Annotated in this window: 17 protein-coding genes; 5 read left to right on the top strand and 12 right to left on the bottom strand. The window is 66.4% G+C overall.

All coding sequences use genetic code 11. From position 1 onward, the window contains the following. Positions 1 to 19 precede the first annotated feature (19 nt). The 4 genes from AUC68_RS01255 (at position 20) to AUC68_RS01235 (ending at position 3697) form a co-directional block, all read left to right on the top strand. A complete protein-coding gene (locus tag AUC68_RS01255; protein ID WP_069435987.1) occupies positions 20 to 808 on the top strand; it encodes a TPM domain-containing protein in 789 nt (262 codons plus the stop codon). A gap of 12 nt (positions 809 to 820) precedes the next feature. After that, a complete protein-coding gene (locus AUC68_RS01250) occupies positions 821 to 1453 on the top strand; it encodes a TPM domain-containing protein (protein WP_069435986.1) in 633 nt (210 codons plus the stop codon). A 1-nt stretch (position 1454) separates the two neighbouring features. Beyond that, on the top strand, positions 1455 to 2813 hold the full coding sequence (locus AUC68_RS01245; protein WP_244500331.1) for an MFS transporter: 1359 nt from the start codon (positions 1455 to 1457) through the stop codon (positions 2811 to 2813). 668 nt (positions 2814 to 3481) lie between these two features. Further along, complete coding sequence (locus AUC68_RS01235) at positions 3482 to 3697, top strand: hypothetical protein (RefSeq protein ID WP_069435983.1); 216 nt, start codon at positions 3482 to 3484, stop codon at positions 3695 to 3697. 87 nt (positions 3698 to 3784) lie between these two features. Here AUC68_RS01235 and purH read toward each other — a convergent pair whose 3' ends face one another. The 4 genes from purH to htpX all read right to left on the bottom strand — a co-directional run bounded on the left by purH (position 3785) and on the right by htpX (position 9701). Then, positions 3785 to 5371 (bottom strand): bifunctional phosphoribosylaminoimidazolecarboxamide formyltransferase/IMP cyclohydrolase, encoded by a 1587-nt coding sequence (gene purH, locus AUC68_RS01230; RefSeq protein WP_069435982.1) that lies wholly within the window; start codon positions 5369 to 5371, stop codon positions 3785 to 3787. A 3-nt stretch (positions 5372 to 5374) separates the two neighbouring features. Continuing rightward, on the bottom strand, positions 5375 to 6793 hold the full coding sequence (locus tag AUC68_RS01225) for a heparinase II/III family protein (RefSeq protein ID WP_083240281.1): 1419 nt from the start codon (positions 6791 to 6793) through the stop codon (positions 5375 to 5377). Positions 6794 to 7281: 488 nt separating this feature from the next. Further along, on the bottom strand, positions 7282 to 8640 hold the full coding sequence (rsmB, locus tag AUC68_RS01220) for a 16S rRNA (cytosine(967)-C(5))-methyltransferase RsmB (protein WP_069435981.1): 1359 nt from the start codon (positions 8638 to 8640) through the stop codon (positions 7282 to 7284). A gap of 125 nt (positions 8641 to 8765) precedes the next feature. Beyond that, the gene (htpX, locus tag AUC68_RS01215) at positions 8766 to 9701 is read right to left on the bottom strand and encodes a zinc metalloprotease HtpX (RefSeq protein ID WP_069435980.1); all 936 of its coding nucleotides are present in this window, start codon (positions 9699 to 9701) and stop codon (positions 8766 to 8768) included. A 218-nt stretch (positions 9702 to 9919) separates the two neighbouring features. On the opposite strand from htpX, the gene AUC68_RS01210 reads away from it, so the two are divergent. Next, complete coding sequence (locus tag AUC68_RS01210; protein WP_069435979.1) at positions 9920 to 10399, top strand: globin domain-containing protein; 480 nt, start codon at positions 9920 to 9922, stop codon at positions 10397 to 10399. A gap of 76 nt (positions 10400 to 10475) precedes the next feature. Here AUC68_RS01210 and AUC68_RS01205 read toward each other — a convergent pair whose 3' ends face one another. The 8 genes from AUC68_RS01205 to AUC68_RS01170 form a co-directional block, all read right to left on the bottom strand. Then, positions 10476 to 10820, bottom strand: coding sequence for a hypothetical protein (locus tag AUC68_RS01205; protein ID WP_069435978.1), 345 nt, complete (start codon positions 10818 to 10820; stop codon positions 10476 to 10478). A gap of 138 nt (positions 10821 to 10958) precedes the next feature. Further along, positions 10959 to 12923 (bottom strand): acetate--CoA ligase, encoded by a 1965-nt coding sequence (gene acs, locus AUC68_RS01200; RefSeq protein ID WP_069435977.1) that lies wholly within the window; start codon positions 12921 to 12923, stop codon positions 10959 to 10961. Between the two features lie 125 nt (positions 12924 to 13048). After that, on the bottom strand, positions 13049 to 13462 hold the full coding sequence (locus AUC68_RS01195; RefSeq protein WP_069435976.1) for a DUF1761 domain-containing protein: 414 nt from the start codon (positions 13460 to 13462) through the stop codon (positions 13049 to 13051). 71 nt (positions 13463 to 13533) lie between these two features. Next, positions 13534 to 13965 carry an EVE domain-containing protein gene (locus AUC68_RS01190; protein WP_069435975.1) on the bottom strand — a complete coding sequence of 144 codons (432 nt, stop codon included), beginning with the start codon at positions 13963 to 13965 and terminating at the stop codon, positions 13534 to 13536. A gap of 15 nt (positions 13966 to 13980) precedes the next feature. Further along, positions 13981 to 14271, bottom strand: coding sequence for a YciI family protein (locus tag AUC68_RS01185; protein ID WP_069435974.1), 291 nt, complete (start codon positions 14269 to 14271; stop codon positions 13981 to 13983). Between the two features lie 65 nt (positions 14272 to 14336). Further along, the gene (locus AUC68_RS01180) at positions 14337 to 15335 is read right to left on the bottom strand and encodes an NAD(P)H-dependent glycerol-3-phosphate dehydrogenase (RefSeq protein ID WP_069435973.1); all 999 of its coding nucleotides are present in this window, start codon (positions 15333 to 15335) and stop codon (positions 14337 to 14339) included. Positions 15336 to 15405: 70 nt separating this feature from the next. Beyond that, positions 15406 to 16485: a tRNA (adenosine(37)-N6)-threonylcarbamoyltransferase complex transferase subunit TsaD gene (gene tsaD, locus AUC68_RS01175; protein WP_069435972.1), complete on the bottom strand. Its 1080-nt coding sequence runs from the start codon at positions 16483 to 16485 to the stop codon at positions 15406 to 15408. After that, complete coding sequence (locus AUC68_RS01170) at positions 16482 to 17429, bottom strand: DUF808 domain-containing protein (RefSeq protein WP_069435971.1); 948 nt, start codon at positions 17427 to 17429, stop codon at positions 16482 to 16484. The genes tsaD and AUC68_RS01170 overlap by 4 nt, the downstream gene beginning before the upstream one ends. Positions 17430 to 17584: the final 155 nt, after the last annotated feature.

Below are 17584 nucleotides of genomic sequence, written 5' to 3'. Positions count from 1 at the left end.
TCGTCAACGCGAGGGCTTCATGAGCGACGGCTCTATGGCCACAACTTCGCAGAACCGCGCACGCCGGAGCTGGCGCCTCGGCGCGCTGACGGCGTTGTTTTGTCTCGTGTTTTTCGCGCATCCGGCGGGGGCTGAGCCGGATTATCCGGCCCTCACCGGGCGCGTGGTCGACAACGCCGATCTCCTGAGCCCCGCCGAAGAACAGACGCTGACCGAGACGCTCAAGCAGCTCGAGGACAAGAGCTCCGACCAGCTGGTCGTGGTCACGGTGCCTTCGCTGCAGGGCTACACCATCGAGGATTTCGGCTATCAGCTTGGCCGCCATTGGGGCATCGGCACGCAGGAGCTGGACAATGGCGTCCTGCTGATCGTCGCCCCGAACGAACGCAAGGTCCGGATCGAAGTCGGCTATGGGCTCGAGCCCATCCTGACGGACGCGCTGTCCCGCGTGATCATCGACAACGCGATTCTGCCCCGCTTCCGCGGCGGCGACTTTCCCGGCGGCATCCGCGATGGCGTGCGGGACATCGGGCTTGCGCTCACGGGCGACGCGGCGGAGCTCGAACGGCGCGCCAAGGTGCGCCACGATGCCGACGAGGTGCCGATCGACTGGTTCACGATCCTGTTCTTCATCGCGATCTTCGTGCTCGTCCTGTACCTGTCCAGCAATGGCGTGGTCGTTGCGCCGGGCAGCGGACGCAGCGGCCGGTCCGGATGGAGCGGCGGTGGAGGCTGGAGCAGCGGCGGCGGCGGCTTCTCCGGCGGCGGCGGGGGATTTGGCGGCGGCGGTTCGTCGGGCAGTTGGTAGGGACCGGAAGCGATGAAGCCCTTCACCCCCGATGAACACGCCCTGATTTCCGAGGCGATCACCCGTGCCGAGAAGACCACCAGCGGCGAGATCGTCGTGGTCGTGGCGCGGTGCTCGTCGGGCTATCACTTCTTCGCGCTGATGTGCGTGGCCTTGGCGGCTTTGGCCGTCCCGCTGCCGCTCATCCATCTGACCAAATGGCCCATCGAATATGTGTACCTGCTCCAACTTGCCGTTTTCGCGGCGGGTGTGATCCTGACCCAATGGCGCAAGTTGCGGGTGGCGATCGCACCCGGGTGGCTGAAACGGTCCCGCGCGCATCTGCGCGCCATCGAACAGTTCCTCGTCCAGAACCTACACACCACCAAAGGCCGGACCGGCGTTCTTCTCTATGTCTCGGACGCGGAGCGCTACGCCGAGGTGATCGCCGACAACGGGATCTACGAAAAGGTGTCCCAGCACGTGTGGGACGATCTGATCGCGGACCTCACGGCGCGGATCGGCCACGGCGACCGCGTGCAAGGCTTTGTCGAGGCCGTGGAGCGGTGCGGCGAAATCCTGGCCGAGCACTTCCCGCCCGAGCCGCTCGGCGAGGATGAACTGCCCAATCATTTGATCGTGCTCGATGCCGAACAATACGCCTAGCTTGGGGCGGCCGTCCGGGAAGGCCGGCCTCGTCGGCTGGGCGTTGTTCGATTGGGCCACCCAGCCCTACTACACGCTAGTCGTCACGTTTCTGTTCGCACCCTATTTCGTGAACGGGTTCATGAGCGATCCCCCCCACGCCCAGTCGCTATGGGCCTTCGCGACGAGCGCCGCACAGCTCACCGCCGCGGTGCTGGCGCCGGTTCTCGGTGCCATCGCCGACGCAGGGCTCCCCAGGAAGCCATGGATCGCGGTGTTCTCGGCGATGCTGATCCTGGGCTCGGCGGTCCTTTGGCTCGCGGTCCCGGGTTCGGAGGGGGCCGTCCCGCTGGTGCTCCTGTCGTTCGGCATCGCAACCCTCGGTGTCGAGCTCGCGACCCAGTTCAACAACGCCATGATGCCCGGCCTCATCTCGGAGCGGCGGCTGGGCCGGCTCTCGGGCTTCGCCTGGGCGATCGGCTATGCCGGAGGGCTCGTGAGCCTTGCCCTGGTCGCGGGGCTTCTCGTGACCAGCCCGGACGGGGGCAAGACCTTGTTCGGGTTGACCCCACTCGTGACGCTCGATAGCGCCACGCGCGAGGGGGACCGCCTGGTCGGGCCCTTCTGCGCGGTCTGGTACCTGGTGTTCGTCCTGCCGATGTTTCTGTTCACGCAGGACAGGCACGGGACCCGGCCGGCCAACAATCCCGTGCCCGAAGGGCTCCGCCGGCTCGTGAGCTCGATCCGGAACTTGCTGCGCGCGCACCGCAACGTCGCGCTCTTCCTGCTGGCGCGCATGCTCTACGCGGATGGGTGCGCTGCCGTGTTCTCTTTCGGCGCGATCTACGCGGCCAGCGTGTTTGGCTGGGGCGCCACCGAGCTCGGCCTGTTCGGCATCATCCTGACCGTCGCGGCCCTTGTCGGCGCGTGCATCGGCGGTCTCGTCGATGACGCCGTGGGCTCCAAGACGGTGATTGTCGTGGGGCTCCTCGTTTTCATCGTGGGCTCGATCGGCGTGTTGTCCGTCGACCCGGACGAGATCTTCTTTGTGGTGCCGGTGGCGGAGAAACCGGCGGGCGGCGGGCTCTTCGCTGCGGCCGGCGAGCAGGTGCTGCTGGCCTTCGCGCTGCTCATCGGCATCGCCCTCGGTCCGGTCCAGGCCTCGAGCCGGACCTTGCTCGCCCGCATCTGCCCGTCCGACCAGACGACAGAGTTCTACGGCTTCTTCGCCTTTTCCGGGAAGGTCACCGCCTTCGCGGCCCCCCTTGCCATCGGCATCGTCACGGCCGTCACCGGCAGCCAACGCCTTGGAATTTCTGTCAGTCTCGTGTTCCTGATCGCCGGGCTCCTGCTCTTGGCACCGGTCCGCGCCACCCGGTGAGGCCTCGAGGGGCGGCCAACCCAACCGCCCCGGGCACGCGTGCGAACGGCGCAACCGCGTCGTGGAAATGCGCGCGTATTCGCGCTACGCTCCGCATAAGGCCTACGTTGGATGATAGTGCGCAAAATCGATGGACCGGGGGGCGACTATGAGACATTTGGGTTTGGGAGCAGCCATACTGGCGGCATGCTTGCTAGCGGCTTGCGAGAAGCCGAAGGACGAAGATACCGAGAAGGACGTGGCACCGCCCGCGGTCGAGGATGCGGCCAAGGACGCAACGAAGGACGCAACCGAGGACGATGCGGCGCCGGCCGCCGAAGCCGAGCCGGCTGCTGAGGAGGAGGTGACCACCGAGGAAGTGACCACGGAGGAGACCATCGTGGTTCCGCCGACCGTCTCGGAAGATGCGCCGACGCTCCCTAGCAAGGGAGAACCGCCCTCGCCGAACCAGCCTCAGCCCGTTGTGCCCGAGGAACCTGCCGAAGAGGCCGAAGGACCTGCCGAGGCCGAAGAGCCGGCGGCTGCGGTCGAGGAAGAGGCCGTCACGGAGGGTGTGATCGTCGTCTCGCCCGAGGTGTCGGAAGACGCACCGAAGCTGCCCCACACGGGCGACCGCCTCGCCCAACCAGCCGCAGCCGGTCTATCCGGATGGGCCGCCCGAGGGCGCGATGGACAGCTCCGACGCGGGCGAGCCTGCGGCGGTGATTGTCGAGGAAGCCGACACCGTGATGACGACGCCCGAAGGCAAGACGGTCATCATCGAGGAGGACTACGTCACGGTAGTCGTGCCGCCGACGCTCTCCGAGGATGCCCCGACGGCGCCGCACAAGGGCGAGCCGCCGTCGCCGAACCAGCCCCAGCCGGTCTATCCCGACGGGCTTTAGAAACGGCTCGGCAAAGACCGACGAACAGGCCTCCCTTCGGGGGGGCCTTTTTTGTTTTGCGTGACCGCTATTCGTGTCGCGTGCCGGCTAGTGCCGGAAATGGCGCATCCCGGTGAAGACCATGGCGAGGCCAGCCGCGTCCGCGGCGGCAATGACCTCGTCGTCGCGCATGGAACCACCCGGCTGGATCACGGCGGTCGCGCCGGCGTCCGCCACCACCTGCAGCCCGTCGGCGAAGGGGAAGAAGGCATCCGACGCGGCAACAGACCCGATCGTGAGCGGGCTGGGACAGGCCGAGCGCTCGGCCGCGTCCTCGGCTTTCCGCGCGGCAATGCGCGCCGAATCCACCCGGCTCATCTGGCCCGCGCCGATGCCCACGGTCGCGCCGTCCTTCGCATAGACGATGGTGTTCGACTTCACATGTTTCGCCACGGTGAAGGCGAAGATCATGTCCGCGAGCTCCTGTTCGGACGGCTTGCGCTTCGTCACCACTTTGAGCGCGTCCTGATCGACCAGGCGATTGTCGCGGGATTGCACGAGGAACCCGCCGGCGAGCGCGCGGTAGGTGAGGCCTTCGGCACGCGGATCGGGCAGGGCGCCCGTGAGCAGGAGACGCAAGTTCTTCTTGGACGCAATGATCGCCTTCGCCTCATCGGACGCGTTCGGCGCGATGATTACTTCGGTGAAGATCTTGACGATCTCTTCGGCCGCCTCGGCATCGAGCGTCGCGTTGAGCGCGACGATGCCGCCGAAGGCGCTGACGCCGTCACAGGCCAGCGCCTTCGTATAGGCCTCGGCCAGCGTGGACCCGACCGCGACGCCGCACGGGTTCGCGTGTTTGATGATGGCAACGGCGGCGGAACTGTTCGGATCGAACTCGGCCACCAGCTCGAAGGCGGCGTCCGTGTCGTTGAGATTGTTGTAGGAGAGTTCCTTCCCCTGCACCTGGGTGGCCGTGGCCACGCCGGGGCGCTGTTCGGCGGTCGTGTAGAACGCCGCCCATTGATGGGGGTTCTCCCCATAGCGCAGCTTGGCCGCGCGCGTGCCGCCGATCACGCGCTTATGCGGCGCGGTCACGCCGAGCTCTTCTGCGAACCAGGTGGCGATCGCACCGTCATAGGCGCCCGTATGGGCAAAGGCCTTGGCGGCCAGGTGCCGGCGGCGTGCCGCCCGTCGTGCAGCCTCGTGCGTGGCGATCTCTTCGAGGACCTGATCGTAGTCCTCCGGGTCGACGACGACCGCGACACCCGCATGGTTCTTCGCCGCCGCACGAATCATGGCCGGCCCGCCAATGTCGATATTCTCGATGGCCGTTGCGAAGTCCGCGCCACCCGCGACCGTCGCTTCGAACGGGTAGAGATTGACGACCAGCAGATCGATCGGCGGGATGCCGTGCGTGTCCATGGCCGCCACATGCTCGGCGTTGTCGCGCATGGCCAGCAGGCCGCCGTGGATTTTCGGGTGCAGGGTCTTCACCCGGCCATCCATCATCTCCGGACTGCCGGTCACCTCGGCGACGTCGACTACGGTGAGCCCCGCCTCGCGCAAGGCCTTGGCGGTGCCGCCCGTGGAGACGAGCGTGACGTCGTGGCCGGCGAGCGCTTGCGCGAACGGCACGAGCCCGGTCTTGTCGCTGACCGAAAGCAGCGCTCTCGTGATCTTTCGTGTTGGCATGGTCTAGCTGTCGTTTGACCGGATATCCGGCGTGTCGTTGGGATCCACCAAGGGGTGCGGGGCGGCCTCCTCGCCGGTCTTTTCGAGGTTCCATACAATGCGCACCTCGCGCGCTTCGCCCATCATGCCGCTGAGCACGATCTGCGAGGTGACCTGCGGCCCGCGCGGATCGGCGAGCAGAACGCTCTCCTCGATCGTCATCTCCTCGGCATTGGCGCTGAGCCGCCAGGTCTCGCCGTTGCGCAGGACCAGGACCGCCGACATGCCGTCTCCCATGGTCTGGGCCTTGACCGACGGGTGGAGGTGAAACCGCACGGCGTAGGAACCGGCGATGAGGCCTTCGGGGCTCTTCAGCCCGCGGGTCGAGAGCTTGTCCTCGCTCGAGATCAGGTTGCCGTCCGGTGCGATGAGGATTTGCCGGGCATGGCTGACTCCGTACCGTTCCACGTAGCCGTCATGGGAGCCCTTGATGCGCAGGTTCCCGCCTTCGCCCTGATCCGAGAACGCGCCTTGCGGGTTGAGCGGGCCGATCAGCGTGGCGTCCGGCTCGGGTTCGGCATCCTCGTTCGCCACCTCGAACTCGGCCAGCGAGTCGTCCTCCAGGCTGAGCGTGGAATGCGCCGGGGTCGTCCGCGAAAAGAGCCGCCACTCCTCGAACTCGGGTGTCGGCGCGCCGCAGTTGATGATGATGGGGGCATCCCCGGAACTCATCTCGAACGACAAGAAGCCCGCATGTGCGTCCCGCGTCAGGGATGCCACGGGGGGCGGTCCCAGGTCGCACAGGATGAGCGTCGAACCGGCCTCGACCCGCACATAGCCTGAATTGGCCGCCGAGCGCACCGGCGCGCCCTCGATATCGTCATAGGCACGCACCGTGGCCAGGGCATCGGTCGGCGTCGGGCCGGCGCCGTTGAACCGCGCCATCGAGCCGTCGCCCAGCCGGAAGAACCGCAGCATCGGCATGATGCGGTCCACGGCGTCGGTGAGCTCCTTGGGCGGCGTACGGTCCCGCGCCACGAAACATTGGCGCAACGGAAGCAGATCCAGCAGCAGCTCGATGAGCGCCTCGGGATTGCGGGAGATATGGCCGCCATCGGGCAGGATCTGCCGGTCGAGCTCGCGGCAGAACGGCTTCGTGTAGCGATCCACCACCGGTTTCTGGTCGGCAATGCACAACCCGCCATAGAGCAGGGCCATGAGCGACAGCAGCCGGGGAACGCCGTCTGGTGCGTCCCGGTAGCCGGCGGAGAGATAGCGCAGCTGGGCGGTGAGTTCCTTCAGGAACGATTCGTAGGCCTCCGGCTCGTCGGCGGCCAGCACCAGCACCGAGTTCGACAGCCACGAGATCACGCGCCGGGCGACGATCTCCGGTTGCCAGGCGAGCGGCGGAATTTGCCGCCGCAACCGGATGAAGTCGTGCACGAGGGTCTTCGCCTGCTCGCGCGACAGCTCGGAGTCGGCGGCGCGCAGATGCCGGAGCCAGCCGAATCCGTAGAGCTCGCGCGCCCAGTTGACCGAGGCGGCTCGATCTCGAATGGAGATCGCGCGCGATATCCGCCAGCTTGCCCGCCAGTCCGAAATGGCCGTTGTAGATCTCGGTCGCGAAGCTCGGATCGGCGGTGCGCAGCTCTTGCGGCGCGAGGAGGAGTTGCTCGGCCTGCGAGCCCGGATAGCTGACCGCGGCGAGACCGGACAGCATCAGCCGTCTCAACGGGCTCGGCCCGCCAAGCTTCACCTCTTGAGCGCCGGACTCGCGCTCGAAGGCCTGATCGCCCGCCATAAGGATCGTTCTCCACGCGAGCTGCGACACGCTAGATGGGTACCGCGCTCTCCCCCGCCGCTTGTTATTCAAGCGGTGCGCATTGTCGTGCAGCAGGACCCCAAGGGCAAGTGGCTCAAGGCGTTCTTCCCTAGCTCGCGCGCACGAGCCGGGCGGCGAAGAATCCGTCCATACCGCTCCACTCGGGGGAGTCCAGCGCAAGTTGGTAGGGAAACGTCCGCAACACGCCCGAGGCTTGAGCCCATTCCGTGTCCCCAAAGGGCTCGTCGGCGTGCAAAGGCTCGATGCGGAGTGATTCGTTCCGTGCCAGGAGCGCCGCGATCTGCGCCTCGCCCTCCTCGGGTTCGAGCGAGCAGGTCGAATAGACCAGCGTGCCGCCCGGCTTCAGCAGGCGCACCGCATTGTTGAGGAGCCGGGCCTGGAGTGCTGCCAGTTCGGCGATGTCCTTGTCCGATTTGAGATACGGCACGTCGGGATGACGGCGGATCGTCCCGGTCGACGAGCAGGGCGCATCAAGCAGCACCGCGTCGAACGGCTCGTCGGCCTGCCACGTGCTGGCATCGGCGGTAATGGTTTGCACGAAGAGGCCAAGCCGGGCGAGGTTCTCCTCGAGCCGGGCCACGCGCGCCTTGGACAGATCGACGGCGGTGACGTTCGCGCCGGCGGCCGCGAGCTGGGCGGTCTTGCCCCCCGGGGCTGCGCAGAGGTCGGCGACGCGTTTGCCCGCGATGTCGTGCAGGAGCTTTGCCGGAATGGAGGCCGCCGCGTCCTGCACCCACCAGGCGCCGTCGGCGAAGCCCGGCAGGTCTTCGATCCGGCCCTTCGGCAACAGGCGTACGCTGCCCGTGGGCAACACCTTGCCGCCAAGTTCGGCCGCCCATTTTTTGGGATCGCCCGTCACGGTGAGATCGAGCGGCGGTTCGGTGAGCTGCGCATCGGCGATCGCCTGGGCCCGCTCCTCGCCCCAGGTGCGGACCCAGCGGTCCCAAAGCCAGTCCGGCGTATTGGCCCGGCCGGCGTCGAGCGCACCGGCGATACCCGCGCCCTTTTCGGACACGCGCCGCAGCACGGCGTTCACCAGCTTGTCGTAACGCTTGGCGCGCGGGTCCCACTGCGCGAGGCGCACGGCCAGATCGATGGCCGCATGGGGCGGCACATTCATGAACAGGATCTGCGCCGCGCCCGACAGCAGGATGGGGTAGAGCGTACCGGCCCGGGCCGGCAGTCCGCGATCGAGAAAGGTTTCGAGCACGCGGTCGATCTGGCCCTTACGTCTGAGCGAGGTTCCGACGATCGCGCGGGCGAGCGCCCGGTCGCGCGTGGGCAGGTCGAACATGGCGCCGTCCCGGACGCGCCCCAGCACATCGTCCAGGGGCTGCTTCTTCTGAAGGACGGCGTCGAGCACGGTTGCCGCGGCGCGGCGGGCGGGCAGCCCGACCTGATGGTCGCGCGTACGCGACAGCGTCTTGTTCGGGGGGGTCTTGGTCATGTCTTCTCCTCCAAAGTGCTTCGGTTTCCAAATCTCGACCGGGGGAGAGCGGGTCCTGTCGAGAAGCAATCGATGATAGGCGGTGGCGTCCCAGGGCCACCATCAGCCTCCACTTGGCTTTGTGTCTAACCCCAGGGCCCGCGGGCCCGGCGGCGCGGGGCTTCGGGGACGCTCCCGGACCAGGGTCCGGCCGGCGCGAAACCGGCGGCGTTCGCGTCCTTCGACATGGCCACCAGCCGCGCCACGCGCTCCTCCATCGGCGGATGGGTCGCGAACATCCGGTCGAGACGCATGCCATGGAGCGGGTTGACAATGAACAGATGCGCGGACGCGGGGTTCTCCTCCGCCTCTTCGTTGGGAATGCGCGCCGCGCCGCCCGCGATCTTCTGCAAGGCGGAGGCAAGCCACAACGGATGGCCGCAAATCTCGGCGCCGCCCTTGTCGGCCTCGTATTCGCGCGTGCGGCTGATCGCCATCTGCACGAGACCGGCCGCCATGGGCCCGAGGATCATGAGGGCAAGCGTGCCGATGAAGCCCATATGGTTGTTGTCGCGGTTTCCGCCGAAGAACATGGCGAAGTTCGCGAGCATGCCGATCGCGCCCGCGATGGTGGCGGTGACCGTCATCAGCAGCGTGTCGTGATGGCGGATATGGGCGAGCTCGTGCGCGATCACGCCGGCCAGCTCGTCCCGGTTGACCGTGTGCATCAGGCCCGTGGTCACGGCGACGGCCGCGTTCTCGGGGTTGCGGCCGGTGGCGAAGGCATTCGGCTGCGGGTTGTCCATGACATAGACCTTGGGCATCGGCAGGTTCGCGTTGCGGGCGAGTTCGCCGACCAACTCGTAGAGGTCGCGGGCGTCGCGGCCGCTATTCGGATCCACCAGATGCGCGCCGTACATGCGCAGCACGGCCTTGTCCGAGTTCCAATAGGCGAACAGGTTCATGCCGCCGGCCATCACGAGCGCGATGATCATGCCCGTCTGACCGCCGATCAGAAAACCGATGCCCATGAACAGGGCGGTGAGCGCTGCGAGCAGTATCGCCGTGCGCAAATAGCTCATGGACCGGGTGACCTCCTCAACATGTCCAAAAAACGCGGAAATCCGCCGCTTCTTATATGTTGGGAGCGGACTCGCCCGGTGCAAGGGCTTGAACGGGTGGCGAAAATCGGACGTTGGGGGAGATGCGCGACGGCATACTTAAGATCGCGCTTACCTTAACGCTTCCTCAATCCGCCTTGCGCATTCTGGCGACAAGTCAGTTCAAGGAGTAACCCGACATGCCTGCCGCACTGCACGTTTCCGACGCTGCGCCGAAGAAGACCGTAAGCCGCGCCAAGCGCGCGCCGTCCAAAGACCTGCACCTGACAACAGAGCAGAAACGGTTGATTCTCAACAGTTTTGTGCGCATCGAGCCCGCGCTGGACCTGGTCGCGCAACTCTTCTTCCTGAAGCTGTTCCGCCTCGATCCCGGCCTTCGCAAGAAGTTCGATGGTCCGGTGGAAATGCAGGCCCGGAAGTTCTCGGCCGGCGCCAAACTCGCCATGATCTCGCTCGGCCATGAAGACGGCCTTGCCCCCACGCTCAAGCTGCTGGGCACCCGCCACCGCCAGATGGGCATTCGCGCCCGCCACTACCGCACCATGTCGCGGGCGCTTGTGTGGACGCTCGAGCGGTCTCTCGACAAGTCTTTCGACCGCGACACGCGTGACGCCTGGACCACCATGCTGGCCCAGTTCACCAAGGTGATGTCCGGCTAAGGGCGCGCCCTCGAGCAGCCGCCAAGACCTGGAAATTGGGGCCTCCTTGCGGGGCCCTTTTTTCGTCCGGCGCCCCTCAATTCGCCGGCGCGACGCTGACGCGTACCGACCCGTTCTTGGCCACGAAGACCGTGACGTTCTCCTCCGGTTCGAGCACCTGGGCGTTGCCGTCCATCGAGAGTTGATCTTCGGTGACCATGATCTCGTGCCCCTCCACGATGATCTTGACCCCATCCGCGACGGATTCCTGGCTGAGGGTCTTGTAATGGCCCGCGACCGTGACCGTGCGGGAGCCGACCGTCAGCGACGTCGATTCGGTGCCATCGTCGCGTGAACCGGTATTGCCGATCAGCAGCACGAACACGATCACGAGCCCGAGGGCCAGCGCCACACCGACCAGGCCCCGCATGATCCACACCATTCGCCCGTCCTCGTGCAATCGCCTCGCATCGCGCGATGCGAGGCTCCTCCGAGGTTCATAGCGCGGTTCGGCCGCGCAGGGGAGCCCGTCCGGACCGTCGTGAACGATCGGGGCGCCAGCTATGGGGCGCCGGGGTGCTTAGGCCTGGCGGTTTTGGCGGTTCTCGATCAGATGGTCGACGACGCTCGGGTCGGCCAGGGTGGAGGTATCGCCCAGATTGCCGAATTCGTCCTCGGCGATCTTGCGCAGGATGCGCCGCATGATCTTGCCCGAACGAGTCTTGGGCAGACCCGGCGCGAACTGGATATGATCCGGCGCGGCGATGGGTCCGATCTCGTTGCGCACCCAATCGCGCAGTTCCTTCTTGAGCGCGTCCATCTCGTGCTCGCCCGACATCAGGGTCACATAGCAATAGATGCCCTGGCCCTTGATGTCGTGAGGGAAGCCGACCGCGGCCGCCTCGGACACTTTCGGATGGGCTACGAGCGCCGACTCGACCTCCGCCGTTCCCATGCGGTGTCCCGACACGTTGATGACGTCGTCCACGCGTCCGGTGATCCAGTAGAAGTCGTCGGCATCCCGGCGGCAGCCGTCGCCCGTGAAGTACTTTCCTTTGTAGGCGGAGAAGTAGGTATCCACGAAGCGCTTATGGTCCCCGTAAACCGTGCGCATCATGCTCGGCCACGCATCGAGGATCACGAGATTGCCGGCCCCTTCGCCTTCGATCGTCTTGCCGTCCGCGTCCACCAGGGCCGGTTGCACGCCGAAGAAGGGCCGGGTCGCCGAACCAGGTTTCAGCGTCGTGGCGCCCGGCAGCGGCGTAATAAGAATGCCCCCGGTCTCCGTCTGCCACCACGTGTCCACGATGGGACAGCGCATCTCGCCGATCACGTGATAGTACCACTCCCACGCTTCCGGGTTGATGGGCTCGCCCACCGAGCCCAGCAGCCTGAGGGACTTGCGGCTGGTCGTCTTCACATACTCTTCGCCGGCACCCATCAGGGCCCGGATCGCCGTCGGCGCCGTGTAGAAGATATTGACGTTGTGCTTGTCCACCACCTGCCAGAAGCGGGACGCGTCGGGGTAGTTGGGAACGCCCTCGAACATCAGCGAGATGGCGCCGTTGGCGAGCGGGCCGTAGACGATGTAGCTGTGCCCGGTGACCCAGCCCACGTCCGCCGTGCACCAATAGACGTCGCCCTCGTGATAGTCGAAGACGTGTTGGTGCGTCATCGAGGCGTAAACCAAATAGCCGCCCGTGCAGTGAACCACGCCTTTCGGCGCCCCCGTCGAGCCTGACGTGTAAAGGATGAACAGGGGATCTTCCGCGTTCATCTCCTCCGGGCGGCAGTCGGCGTCCACGGCAGCCATCGCTTCGTCGAGCCAGACGTCCCGGCTCGGGTCGAACGGCACATCGCCGCCGGTATGGCGGACGACCAGAATCTTCTCCACATGCCCGCTCTTGTTGGCGGCGGCATCCGCATTGGCCTTGAGCGGGACGCTGCGCCCGCCGCGCCGTCCCTCGTCCGCGGTGATGATGACGGCGGACTTGCAGTCGTCGACGCGGCCAGCCAGCGAGTCGGGCGAGAAACCGCCGAACACGATCGAATGGATCGCACCGATGCGCGCGCAGGCAAGCATCGCGTACGCGGCCGCGGGGATCATCGGCAAATAGATCGTCACGCGATCGCCGCGCTTGACCCCGTTGGCCTTCAGCACGTTGGCGAGGCGGCAGACATTCTCGTGGAGTTCCCGGTACGTGATGTACTGGGCCGGCGTCTCGGGATCGTCCGGCTCCCAGATGATCGCGGTCTGGTCGCCGCGCGTGGCAAGGTGCCGGTCGACGCAGTTGGCGGAGACATTGAGCGTGCCGTCCTCGAACCATTTGATGGAGACGTCCGGATACGCGAACGTGGTGTTCTTCACGCGCGTGAACGGCTTGATCCAATCGATGCGTTGCGCTTCCCGGCCCCAGAACGTGTCGGGATCCTCGATGCTCTCCGCATAGAGTTTCAGATACGTCTCGTTATCGATGAAGGCGCGGTCCTTCCACGCCTCGGATACCTCGACAGGGCTGAGTTTGTAGACTTTGTGCTCGGACATGTGTCCGTTTCCTCCCTAGAACGCGAGAAGCCTTACCGGCATCGTATTATGTGGGACATTATGACGCCATGTGAGGCGGCGGAGAAGCATTCGGAGGTCATCCTTTCGTCTAGACCGACTTTCGTCTAAACCCCGAGGCCTCCGATGATGGCGCCCATGACGAGGAGCACCGCGAGCCAATGGCCGCCATCGATCGCGGTCAGTTTGGGGCTGGCGCCGCTGAAGGCATGGTTGACGCCCATGGTCGTGATGACGAAGCCGACCCAAACGAACAGAGCGCTGATCAGCCCGCCGCGGATCGAGATATTGCCGAGATGGCCCATGAGCCCGGCTAGCATGATCGCCATCACCAGATTGGCGACCAGCGCGATCACGAACGGCAGGGCTTGGGCCGCACCGCCGTCCTTGATCTCGTCCTCGGTCTTGCCGAGGGCGTCGAGCCAGGCCTTTCCGAGCACCATGTACCAGACCGCGCCGACGCCGAAGCCGGCCAGCGCGGCGACGACCACGGCAAGATAGTTCATGCCTGCGAATGCCATGCGTGTCTCCCTCCCGCCCCTGACGGCGATCCTCGCCGCGAAACCTTAGCCCAGATTGGCCCGGGGGAGCACTACGCCGTCGGCGGTTTCTTCAGGCCGCTCATGGCGCAGACGGCCTTCCATTCCGCGGCTGTGACGGGCTGTACGGACAGGCGCGAGTTGTTGACCAGAACCATGTCCTCAAGTCCGGGTGTCGCCTTGATCTCGTCGAGCGTCACCGGCGTCGGCAGGTCTGCCACCGCAGCCACGTCGACGCATTCCCACTTGCCGGTCGTATCGGTGGAATCGGGATGTGCCTCGACGACGACCTTGACGATCCCCACGCAGGCCTTCTCGCCGACCGAGTGGTAGAAGAAGGCGAGGTCGCCTTTCTTCATCGCGCGCATATTGTTGCGCGCCTGGTAATTGCGCACCCCGTCCCACTCGGCGCCTTTCGGCCCTTCCTTCTTTTGATCCTCCCACGACCAAGCGCCGGGCTCGGATTTCATCAGCCAATACGCCATCGGTTCCCCTGCGCCTTACTCTTCGGGCTTCCCAAGCGACCACAGCCAGGGCCGGATCTCGACGGAGGCGAAGAGGCCGGCCTTGGCGAAGGGGTCTGCCGCCGCAATGTCTTGCGCTGCCGCCAGAGACGGCGCTTCGACCACGATCAGGCTGCCATTCATGGTCTCGCCGTCCTCGGCGGTGAACGGGCCTGCGAACTTCAGGGCCTCTCCCAGGCTCTTGAGGTAGGCGAGATGTTCGGGGCGGTGCGCCTTCCGGATCGGGAGCCCGTCCGGCTTGTCGGTGCAGATGAACGCAAAATACATTCGGGCCTCCCTCGCTGGTCTGTCGGGCGCCGCGGCGCCCGCGCGCGATCCCGTTCTGGTGTCTGTTATCCGGCTTCGGAACGCAAGGGCCGCGACAGCAGGGCGCCGATGGCGGCATCGACGCTCGTCGCCCCGGTCACGATGGCATGGACGGCTTCGGCGATGGGAAGCTCGATACCCCGCCCGCGCGCGATCTCAACCATGGCGTTCGCGGTCGCGACGCCCTCGGTGACGGATAGACGCTCGGACAGAACTTCGTTCGTGGTCGCCCCGCGGCCGAGCGCGACGCCTAAAGACATGTTGCGCGACTGCTCGCTGCCGCAGGTCAGCACGAGGTCTCCGAGGCCCGACAACCCGATCAGCGTCTCGAGCGCGGCACCGAGCGCCACGCCGAACCGCGCCATCTCGGCGAAACTGCGCGTGATGAGCCCGGCTTGGGCGCTTCTGCCGAGGTCCTTGCCGACGACGATCCCGGCGGCGATGGCATAGACGTTCTTGACGGCCCCGCCGATTTCCGCGCCGACCACGTCGCTGCTCCAATAGCAGCGGAAGGCCGCGGAACTGAGCGCATGGGACAGCTGGCGCCCCAACTCCTCCTGGCCCGTCGCAAGGGTTACGGCGGCAGGCAGTTCGCGGGCGACCTCCGCCGCGAAGCTGGGGCCGGACAAGGCCGCGATCGTCGCGCCCGGCACCGCGTCCGCGGCGACCTGAGACATCAGCTTGCCCGTCGCTTGTTCGATGCCTTTGGAACAGATTACGAGCGGCCGGCCGTTCTGCACATAGGGCTGCAATGCGCCCAAGACATCGCGCAGGTGCTGTGCGGGGCTCACGATCAGCAGGGTATCGCAGGTCGCGACCTCGCCGAGCTCCGAGGTCGCCTCGATAGCGGGGTCGAGCGCGACGCCCGGCAGGTAGACTGGATTGCCGTGCGTCTCGTTGATGGCCGCGACGGTCTCCGGCTCCTGGGCCCAAATGAGGACATCCCGGCCCGCGCGCCGCGCCACGGTCGCAAGGGCCGTCCCCCACGCGCCGCCGCCGGCAATTCCAATGCTTTGAAGTTGCATGCCACTCACCGCGAATGCTTTTAGCGCAGATTCGCAAGTCAGGTGGACGAAAATGCGCGGCCAAACCGCACTAGGCTTTCACCCCCGCCCCGAGGGCCGGTGGCGCTTCCGGGTCCAGCGGCCAGCGTGCGCGTGCCGCCGCGCCCATGTCGTCGGTGAGGCCGCGCGCCAGCCGCTGAGCCCCGGCCCAGGCGATCATGGCGGCGTTGTCCGTGCAAAGGGCTGGCGGCGGGACGACCAGGCGGTACCCGCGCGCTACCGCGACCTCGCCGAGCACCGTCCGAAGCGGTCCGTTTGCCGCGACCCCGCCGGCGGCGACCAGCGTCAGCGCCGTGCCCTCCGGCACCCGGTCCTCGAACAGGGCCATGGCCCGCAGGACGCGGTCGCGGACCACGTCCGATGCCGCTTGGAAGCTGGCGCAAAGGTCGGCGACGTCCTGGTCGCTGAGCGGCGCCCGTGCCATGGCCTCCTGGCGGAGGGCAGTCTTGAGGCCCGCGAGCGAGAAATGCGGTTCGGGCCGCCCGGTCATGGGGCGCGGGAGCGGGATGACCGGCTTTCCGCGCGCGGCGTGGCGCTCGACTTCCGGACCGCCCGGATAGCCGAGCCCGAGCAGTTTCGCCGCCTTGTCGAAGGCTTCTCCCAACGCATCGTCGAGCGTGGTTCCAAGACGGGTGTAGCGTCCCACATCGTGGACGACCACGAGCTGCGTGTGCCCGCCCGAAACCAGCAACAGCAGGTAGGGAGGCGCCACATCGTCCGTGAGACCCGCGCTCAACGCGTGGGCTTCAAGATGATTCACCGCCACGAACGGCTTCCCGCAGCCCAGCGCGATGGCCTTCGCGGTGGTCAGGCCGACGATGACGCCTCCGATCAGGCCGGGCCCCGCAGCCGCGGCGACACCATCGAGATCGCCGAAATCGACAGAGGCCTCGCTCATGGCCTGCCTGATCGCGGGGTCCAGCAAGTCCACATGGGCGCGCGCGGCGATTTCCGGCACGACGCCGCCATAGGCCGCGTGAAGGTCGAGCTGCGCGCGGATGACGTTGGCGAGGATTTCGCCGTGCCCGTCCGGATACAAACGCACGACCGCGGCCGCGGTTTCGTCGCAGCTCGTCTCGATGCCAAGAAGCGTGAGCGGGTCCCGGTTCATTTCTCGGGGAATAGCACAGCGATGGGCTTGAGCAGCACGGTCACGATCGGAATCAGGATCGAACCGAGCACGAAACCAAAAACTGCGTGCAACAGGGCGGTCACGATCCAGGTCACTCCGCCGTTCGCCGCCGCGCCCACCAACGACGTGACCAGCCAGCCGGTCGTCTGGTGCGGCCATGAGACATGAAGTTCGTGCAGGCTGTGCTCCACGATACTGCCGCCGACCCAAAGCATGGCGATCGTCCCGACCACCGAGATGACATTGAGCACCGTGGGCATCGCCACCACGAGGCCGCGCCCGAAGGACCGGAGCGCCTTCAACGGGGCCTCCTGGCTCATATGCAGCCCGATGTCGTCGACCTTCACGAGCAGTGCGACGGCGCCATACACGATGACGGTGAACAGCACCGCGACGACCGCCAGCACCGCAGCGCGTGTCCAGACATCGTCGACCTCTATGGTGGACAAGGCGATGGTCATGATTTCGGCCGACAGAATGAAGTCGGTCTTGATCGCACCCTTGACCCGCTGCTCTTCGAGATGGGCCGCGGTGAGGGATTGAGCGGTCTCGGGTTCCGCCTCGTGATGACCGAGGATCCAATGCCAGATCTTTTCGGCCCCTTCGAAACACAGATAGGCGCCGCCGAGGAGGAGCAACGGCGCGATGACCCACGGCGCAATGGCCTGAAGCAACAACAGAACGGGCAACAGGATCACGAGCTTACTGACGATGGACCCTGCGGCGATCCTGCCGACCATCGGCAGCTCCCGCGCGGCCGCGATGCCGGTGACGTATTTCGGCGTCACCGCCGCATCGTCCACGACGACGCCAGCCGATTTTCCGGTGGCTTTGGCCGCATGCGCGGCGATGTCGTCGACCTGTGCCGCAGCCATCTTGGCGATGGCGGCGACGTCGTCGAGCAATGCGAGAAGACCGCTCATGTGTTCAACGTGACCTGTGTGTGATGTGCCCAGAGCCGGGCTCGCATTCTAATACGCAACATGTCCGCGGCGCGACAGTGCGGATCGGGCCGGCCGTACCGACAATCCTTGGGACCCACCGAGCCGGGAATGTTCGGCGCTGGACATTGATGGGG

Origin of the sequence: Methyloceanibacter methanicus, from assembly GCF_001723285.1 — a bacterium.
Classification (GTDB): domain Bacteria; phylum Pseudomonadota; class Alphaproteobacteria; order Rhizobiales; family Methyloligellaceae; genus Methyloceanibacter; species Methyloceanibacter methanicus.
This window is presented reverse-complemented; position numbering and strand designations above follow the sequence as displayed.